Here is a 7,274-nt window from a genome sequence, read left to right as displayed (position 1 = left end):
CGCCGCCCAGCGCGTCCGGCCCGCCGGTGCGCAGCAGGGCGAGGCCCAGGGCGGGCAGTTCGGTGATGTCGTCCGGGTCCAGGGCACGGGTCGGCCCGTCGGGGGCGCGTAGGACGAGCGGCACGCCCGAGGCCACGGCCTGATGGCTGGTGACGACCGTGCCGCGGTCGTCCGCGACGAAGCCGGTCCCCCGTGGCCGGCCCGCCTGATCGCAGATACTCACCAGTGTCGACCGGTCCCCGCTGCCCATGGTCCGACGGTAGGACCCTGATGATCGACACGGCACGCGCACGGAGGAAAGCGCCCCCCGTGCACCCCTCGATCACTCCGAGCGCCCGCCCATTGGGGTGAATACCCGGGTCTTCCTGGACAGAGATGACCGCGGGAGGGGAATCGTGGAGCGGGCACCGGGGGGACTGCCCGCTCCACGACGAGGACCCACAGCCCCCAGCCGGAAGCCCCGGCACCCTGCCCCCTGGTACCCGCCCGCTCAGGCGAAGACGGCGAGGCTCTTGGCCTTGCCCTTCTGCTCCTCGACGAGCACCAGGAACGCCCCGTCGGGTCCGAAGGCCCCCACTGGTCCCGGCGGGTAGGACGGCATGTCCAGCCGCACACCGTTGAGCAGGAGCCTGGCCCGCTTCTCGTCCACGTCCCACCGGGGGAAGGCGGCCGCCGCGGCCTCGGCCACGGGCATCACGGTCAGCTCTTCCTGGTGCTGGTCGAGGGTCCGGGCCGCGTCCAGTCCGTACGGCCCCACCCGGGTGCGGCGCAACGCGGTCAGATGACCGCCCACGCCGAGTCCGGCGCCCAGGTCGCGGGCGAGCGCGCGGATGTACGTACCCGAGGAGCACACGACCGAGACGACGAGGTCGAGGACGGGGGTGCCGTCCTCCGCGACCGCCTCGCGGACGTCGTAGACCTGGAAGGAGGAGACCGTGACCGGGCGGGCCGGGATCTCGAACTCCTCGCCGCCGCGCACCCGGGCGTACGAGCGCTTGCCGTCGATCTTGATGGCGCTGACCTTGGACGGCACCTGCATGATCGCCCCGGTCAGCGCGGCGACCCCCGCGTCGACGGCCTCCCGCGTCACGCCCGAGGCGTCGGTGGACGAGATGATCTCGCCCTCCGCGTCGTCGGTGACGGTGTCCTGGCCGAGCCGGATCGTGCCGAGGTACTCCTTCTCGGTCAGGGCGAGGTGGCCGAGCAGCTTGGTCGCCCTCTCGACCCCGAGCACGAGCACGCCGGTCGCCATGGGGTCCAGCGTGCCGGCGTGGCCCACCCGCCGGGTACGGGCGATGCCGCGCATCTTGGCCACCACGTCGTGCGAGGTGAAACCGGCCGGCTTGTCCACGACGACAAGCCCGTCCGGCGTCCTGTCATTCTGCTGCGTCATGCGGAAGGTGAGCCCTCGTCGTTCTCGCCGGACTCGTCCTCCGGCTTGCGGTACGGGTCCGCCTCACCGGCGTACGTGGCGCCGGAGGACGCCTCGCGGACCTTGGCGTCGGAGGCACGTGCGCGGTCGAGCAGGTCCTCGATCGCGCGCGCGTTGTCCGGCAGGGCGTCCGCCACGAAGGCGAGGGTCGGGGTGAACTTCGTCCCCGCCGCCGCGCCGACCGCCGAACGCAGGATGCCCTTGGCGCTCTCCAGGCCCGCAGCCGCGCTCGCCCGGTCCTCGTCGTCCCCGTAGACCGTGTAGAAGACCGTGGCCTCCCGCAGGTCGCCGGTGACCCGGGTGTCCGTGATGGTCACATGCGTGCCCAGACGCGGGTCCTTGATACCGCGCTGCAGTTTCTCGGCGACCACCACCTGGATGAGGTCCGCCAGCTTTTTTGCCCGCGCGTTGTCGGCCACTGGTCCGTCTCCTATCTGAACGTGCTCAATCGTCTTCGTCGCTGTGCAGCCGCCGTCGTACGGACAGCAGCTCCACTTCCGGCCGGCCCGCGATCATGCGTTCGCACCGGTCGAGTACGTCTGTGAGGTGTTCCGTGTCCCCGGAGACCACGGCGAGCCCGATCTCGGCCCTGCGGTAGAGGTCGTGCCCGCCCGTCTCCGCGACGCTGACCGCGAACTTGCGACGGACCTCGGCCACGATCGGACGGACGACGGAACGCTTCTCCTTCAGCGACCGTACGTCGCCGAGCAGGAGGTCGAAGGACAGTGTCCCCACATACATGTGTGTCCGGATGTCCCGCCGGTTCGGGTTCGAGGGGCGCCGGGGGCGACCCCCGGGCCGGCACAGCCGCGTCCCGCCACCCTCGTGGCGGGGACACCCCGAACCGTACACGGAACGGCCGGGGCCGATCGACGGAAATACCACCCGTCGACCGGCCCCGACCGCGGAGGAGGGACCGGGGGTCTCCCCCCGGTCGTCCCCGTGGATCAGCCTCGCGGCTTCTCGCGCATCTCGTACGTCGCGATGACGTCGTCGACCTTGATGTCGTTGAAGTTCCCGAGGTTGATACCACCCTCGAAGCCTTCGCGGATCTCGGTGACGTCGTCCTTGAAGCGGCGCAGACCGGAGATGTTGAGGTTCTCCGCGATGACCTTGCCATCGCGCAGCAGGCGCGCCTTGGTGTTGCGCTTGACCTCGCCGGAGCGGACCAGCACACCGGCGATGTTGCCCAGCTTGGACGAGCGGAAGATCTCGCGGATCTCCGCCGTGCCGAGCTCGACCTCTTCGTACTCCGGCTTGAGCATGCCCTTGAGGGCCGCCTCGATCTCCTCGATCGCCTGGTAGATGACCGAGTAGTACCGGACGTCCACACCCTCGCGCTCGGCCATCTGCTGCGCGCGCCCTGCGGCACGCACGTTGAAGCCGATCACGATGGCGTCGGAGCCGGTCGCCAGGTCGATGTCCGACTCGGTGACCGCACCCACACCGCGGTGCAGGACCCGGATGTCGACCTCTTCACCGACGTCGAGCTGGAGCAGCGAGGACTCGAGGGCCTCCACCGAACCGGACGCGTCGCCCTTGATGATGAGGTTGAGCTCCTGGACCAGACCGGCCTTGAGCGCCTCGTCCAGGTTCTCCAGGGAGAACCGGACACCCTTGCGGGCGAAGTTGGCGTTGCGCTCGCGGGCGGCCCGCTTCTCGGCGATCTGCCGGGCCGTACGGTCCTCGTCGACGACCAGGAAGTTGTCGCCGGCACCCGGGACGTTGGTGAGACCCAGGACCAGGACGGGGGTCGACGGACCCGCTTCCTCGACGTTGTTGCCGTTGTCGTCGAGCATCGCCCGGACACGGCCGTACGCGTCGCCGACCACCATCGTGTCGCCGATGCGCAGCGTGCCTCGCTGCACCAGGACGGTCGAGACCGCACCGCGGCCGCGGTCGAGGTGGGACTCGATCGCGATGCCCTGCGCGTCCTGCTCCGGGTTGGCCCGCAGGTCGAGCGAGGCGTCGGCGGTGAGGACGACGGCCTCCAGCAGCGCCTCGATGTTGAGGCCCTGCTTGGCGGAGATGTCGACGAACATCGTGTCGCCGCCGTACTCCTCGGCCACCAGACCGAACTCGGTGAGCTGACCGCGCACCTTGGTCGGGTCGGCGCCCTCGACGTCGATCTTGTTGACCGCGACCACGATCGGCACCTCGGCCGCCTTGGCGTGGTTCAGCGCCTCGATCGTCTGGGGCATCACACCGTCGTTCGCCGCCACCACGAGGATCGCGATGTCGGTGGACTTCGCACCGCGGGCACGCATGGCGGTGAACGCCTCGTGACCCGGGGTGTCGATGAAGGTGATCTTCCGGTCCTCGCCGTTGACCTCGGAGGAGACCTGGTAGGCACCGATGTGCTGGGTGATGCCGCCGGCCTCGCCGGAAGCCACGTTCGTCTTCCGGATCGCGTCCAGCAGTCGCGTCTTACCGTGGTCGACGTGACCCATGACGGTCACGACCGGCGGACGCGGGATGAGGGCCTCTTCGCCGCCCTCGTCCTCGCCGAACTCGATGTCGAAGGACTCGAGCAGCTCGCGGTCCTCCTCCTCCGGGCTGACGATCTCGAGGACGTAGTTCATCTCGTCCGCGAGCAGGCGCAGCGTGTCGTCGGAGACGGACTGCGTGGCGGTGACCATCTCGCCGAGGTTCATCATCACGGCGACGAGCGACGCCGGGTTGGCGTTGATCTTCTCCGCGAAGTCGGTCAGCGAGGCACCGCGCGACAGCCGGACGGCCTGCCCGTTGCCGCGGGGCAGCATGACGCCGCCCACCGACGGGGCCTGCATGGCCTCGTACTCCTGACGCCTCTGCCGCTTCGACTTGCGACCGCGACGCGCCGGACCGCCGGGACGGCCGAACGCACCCTGTGTGCCACCACGGGCACCCGGGCCGCCGGGACGTCCGCCGAAGCCGGGACGACCGCCGAAGCCGCCGCCACCACCGGGACGACCCGCGCCGCCACCGCCACCGGGACCACCGGGACGGCCGGCGAAGCCGCCACCGCCACCGCCGCCCGGACGGCCGGCGAAGCCGCCGCCACCGGGACGACCGCCACCGGCACCGCCGGGACGGCCACCCGCACCGGGACCACGGCCTCCGCCGGGACCGGGACGCGGACCCGCGGCGGGACGCTGCGGCATCATGCCCGGGTTCGGACGGTTACCGGCCGGGCCGGCGCCCGGACGGGGAGCCTGCGGACGGGGCATGCCGCCCGGGGTCGGACGGGCGCCGCCCTGGCCCTGGGGCCGCGGGGCACCGCCCGGACCGCCCTGCGGACGCGGGGCGCCGGGGCGCTCCTGACCGCCGCCGGGGCGCGGGGCACCGCCGGGACGGGGCGCCTGGGGGCGCGCCATGCCGGTGGAGCCGCCGGAGGTGAAGGGGTTGTTGCCCGGACGGGGACCCGCCGGACGTGCGCCGGGACGCGGTGCGCCCTGGCCCGCGGGGCGGGCCGGACGGTCTCCGCCGCGCTCGCCGCCACGGCCGCCGTCGCGCTGGCCGCCGTCACGCTGACCGCCGGCCGGGGCCGGACGGGCGGGACGGGGGCCGGGGGTGGCGCCGGTGGGACGCGGGGCCTGCTGCGGCGCGGGCCGCTCCTGGCGCTCCGGGGCGGGGGCCGGCGCCGAGAACTCGGCGGCGGGCACCGGGTTGGCCGGTGCCGGCTTGGGCGCGGGCTTCGGACCCGGACGGGGACCCGCGGACGGCGCCGCGGGGGTGCTGCTCGCCGGGCCCTGGGCGGCCGGCTTGGGGGCCGGGGCGCCGGGCTTCGGGGCAGCGGGACGTGCCGCCGCGGCCGGTGAGGGCGCGGCGGGCTTCGCGGGGGCGGCCTTACGGGGCGCTCCCGGCTTGGCTGCGGACTTGCCGGCGTTGCCACCGGGACCCTGCAGCGCGTCGGTCAACTTACGTACAACCGGCGCCTCGATCGTCGAGGACGCCGAACGGACGAATTCACCGAGTTCTTGGAGCTTGGCCATGACGACCTTGCTCTCCACGCCGAACTCCTTGGCGAGTTCGTATACCCGGACCTTAGCCACTTCGCTCCTTTTAGGTCCGGGTTACCGCCGGACCGTCGCTACTTCATGGGCGTACTCATCGCGTACTCATCGAGTGCTCATCGCAATCTCGACCTACTTCCAACTCGCGAGGTACCTGACCGCACGGGGACCCGTGCCGTTCACTTTCTTACGATGTCACCCGCTCGACGAACCGCTGCAGTGCCGCGGAGTCGAACGGCCCCTTGGCCCTGAAGGCCCGGGGGAATGCCCGGCGGCGGACCGCCAGGTCGAGACAGACAGAGGCGGGGTGCACATACGCACCCCGGCCGGGCAGCGTACCGCGTGGATCAGGGACGACGTCTCCCTCGTCCACCACGATGCGCAGCAGCTCACTCTTGGCCGCCCGCTCCCGGCATCCCACACAGGTTCGCTCAGGGCAAGCGCGGGGGTGCGTCCGGCCAGACACGGCTAAGTCTACCTCCCCGTACCGACCTCATCCCTTTGGGGCAAGAATCGAACGGATGTTGTCGTGAATCTCAGCGGCGAGCCGCCTCGATCTATTCCTTCGCACCGAAACGGTGCGGCGGCGGCGGACCGGTCAGGACCGCTCCCGGGCGCGCTCGGCGCGCTCGGCGCGCTCGCGGTCGGCGGTCTCCCGCTCCTCGTCGGTCTCGGTGTCCGGGCGGATGTCGATGCGCCAGCCGGTGAGCCGCGCCGCGAGACGGGCGTTCTGCCCTTCCTTGCCGATCGCCAGCGAGAGCTGGTAGTCGGGCACGGTGACCCGGGCCGAGCGGGCGCCGAGGTCCACGACCTCGACCTCGCTCACCCGCGCGGGCGACAGCGCGTTGGCGACCATCTCGGCCGGGTCGTCGGACCAGTCCACGATGTCGATCTTCTCGCCGTGCAGCTCGGCCATGACGTTGCGCACCCGGCTGCCCATGGGGCCGATGCAGGCGCCCTTGGGGTTGAGGCCCGCACGGGTCGACCGCACGGCGATCTTGGTGCGGTGGCCGGCCTCGCGGGCGATGGCCTCGATGACGACCGAGCCGTCCGCGATCTCCGGGACCTCCAGCGCGAAGAGCTTCTTCACGAGGCCGGGGTGGGTGCGCGACAGGGTCACGGACGGGCCGCGCACCCCCTTGGCGACCCGGACGACGTACGTCCGCAGGCGCAGGCCGTGGGTGTACTCCTCGCCCGGCACCTGCTCCTGCACGGGCAGGATCGCTTCCAGCTTCCCGATGTCGACCAGGACGTTCTTGGGGTCCTTGCCCTGCTGGACGACCCCGGTGACGACGTCGCCCTCGTGCCCGGCGTACTCGCCGAACGTCCTGTCGTCCTCGGCGTCGCGCAGCCGCTGCAGGATGACCTGCTTGGCGGTGCTCGCCGCGATACGGCCGAAGCCGGACGGCGTGTCGTCGAACTCCTTGGGCTCCTGGCCCTCTTCGAGGTCGGCCGGGTCCTCCTTCGCCCACACCGTGACGTGGCCGGAGGCGTCCAGCTCGACGCGCGCACGGCGGTGGCTGCCCTCGGTGCGGTGGTACGCGATGAGGAGGGCCGACTCGATCGCCCCGACGAGCACGTCGAAGGGGATCTCCTTGTCCTGCGCCAAGCCCTTCAGAAGCTTCACATCGATGTCCACGGCTACGCCTCCTCTTCCTTCTTGTCCTTGCGATTGAATTCGATCTCCACGCGCGCCTTGGCGATCTCGTCGAAGGCGACCCGGCGCGCGGTGGGCTTGCGGCCCTTGACGCCCGGCACCTCGAGATCGAGCCCCTCGTCGTCGACGCCGAGGATGCGGGCCACCAGTTCGCCGCCGTCGGCCAGGTTCAGCTTGGCCAGCCTGCCGG

At 71.6% G+C, this 7,274-nt stretch carries 7 protein-coding genes and 1 pseudogene; all 8 read right to left on the bottom strand.

The genetic code is table 11. The features are described from left to right. Positions 1-250, bottom strand: a 250-nt coding sequence (locus tag IH13_RS0123220; protein ID WP_031087442.1) for a hypothetical protein, incomplete at its 3' end; no start/stop codon positions are given. Between the two features lie 240 nt (positions 251-490). After that, positions 491-1,393, bottom strand: coding sequence for a tRNA pseudouridine(55) synthase TruB (gene truB, locus IH13_RS0123215; RefSeq protein ID WP_031087440.1), 903 nt, complete (start codon positions 1,391-1,393; stop codon positions 491-493). Then, positions 1,390-1,851 (bottom strand): 30S ribosome-binding factor RbfA, encoded by a 462-nt coding sequence (gene rbfA / locus IH13_RS0123210; protein ID WP_031087439.1) that lies wholly within the window; start codon positions 1,849-1,851, stop codon positions 1,390-1,392. The genes truB and rbfA overlap by 4 nt, the downstream gene beginning before the upstream one ends. Before the next feature lie 25 nt (positions 1,852-1,876). Beyond that, a complete protein-coding gene (locus tag IH13_RS0123205; protein ID WP_031087437.1) occupies positions 1,877-2,173 on the bottom strand; it encodes a DUF503 domain-containing protein in 297 nt (98 codons plus the stop codon). Between the two features lie 206 nt (positions 2,174-2,379). Then, entirely contained in the window at positions 2,380-5,466 is a 3,087-nt protein-coding gene (gene infB / locus IH13_RS0123200) for a translation initiation factor IF-2 (RefSeq protein ID WP_031087435.1), read from the bottom strand. Positions 5,467-5,614: 148 nt separating this feature from the next. After that, positions 5,615-5,893 (bottom strand): YlxR family protein, encoded by a 279-nt coding sequence (locus IH13_RS0123195; protein WP_082317686.1) that lies wholly within the window; start codon positions 5,891-5,893, stop codon positions 5,615-5,617. 132 nt (positions 5,894-6,025) lie between these two features. After that, entirely contained in the window at positions 6,026-7,066 is a 1,041-nt protein-coding gene (nusA, locus tag IH13_RS0123190) for a transcription termination factor NusA (RefSeq protein WP_031087432.1), read from the bottom strand. A gap of 2 nt (positions 7,067-7,068) precedes the next feature. Continuing rightward, a pseudogene (locus IH13_RS0123185) lies at positions 7,069-7,274 on the bottom strand (ribosome maturation factor RimP); the annotation flags it as partial.

Source organism: Streptomyces sp. NRRL WC-3549, from assembly GCF_000721935.1.
Classification (GTDB): Bacteria; Actinomycetota; Actinomycetes; order Streptomycetales; family Streptomycetaceae; genus Streptomyces.
This window is presented reverse-complemented; position numbering and strand designations above follow the sequence as displayed.

What these genes read in the sequence shown, in the direction of transcription:
- truB (WP_031087440.1), bottom strand. Translation starts at nt 1,393, where the DNA reads ATGACGCAGCAGAATGACAGGACGCCGGACGGGCTTGTCGTCGTGGAC.
- IH13_RS0123205 (WP_031087437.1), bottom strand. Translation starts at nt 2,173, where the DNA reads ATGTATGTGGGGACACTGTCCTTCGACCTCCTGCTCGGCGACGTACGG.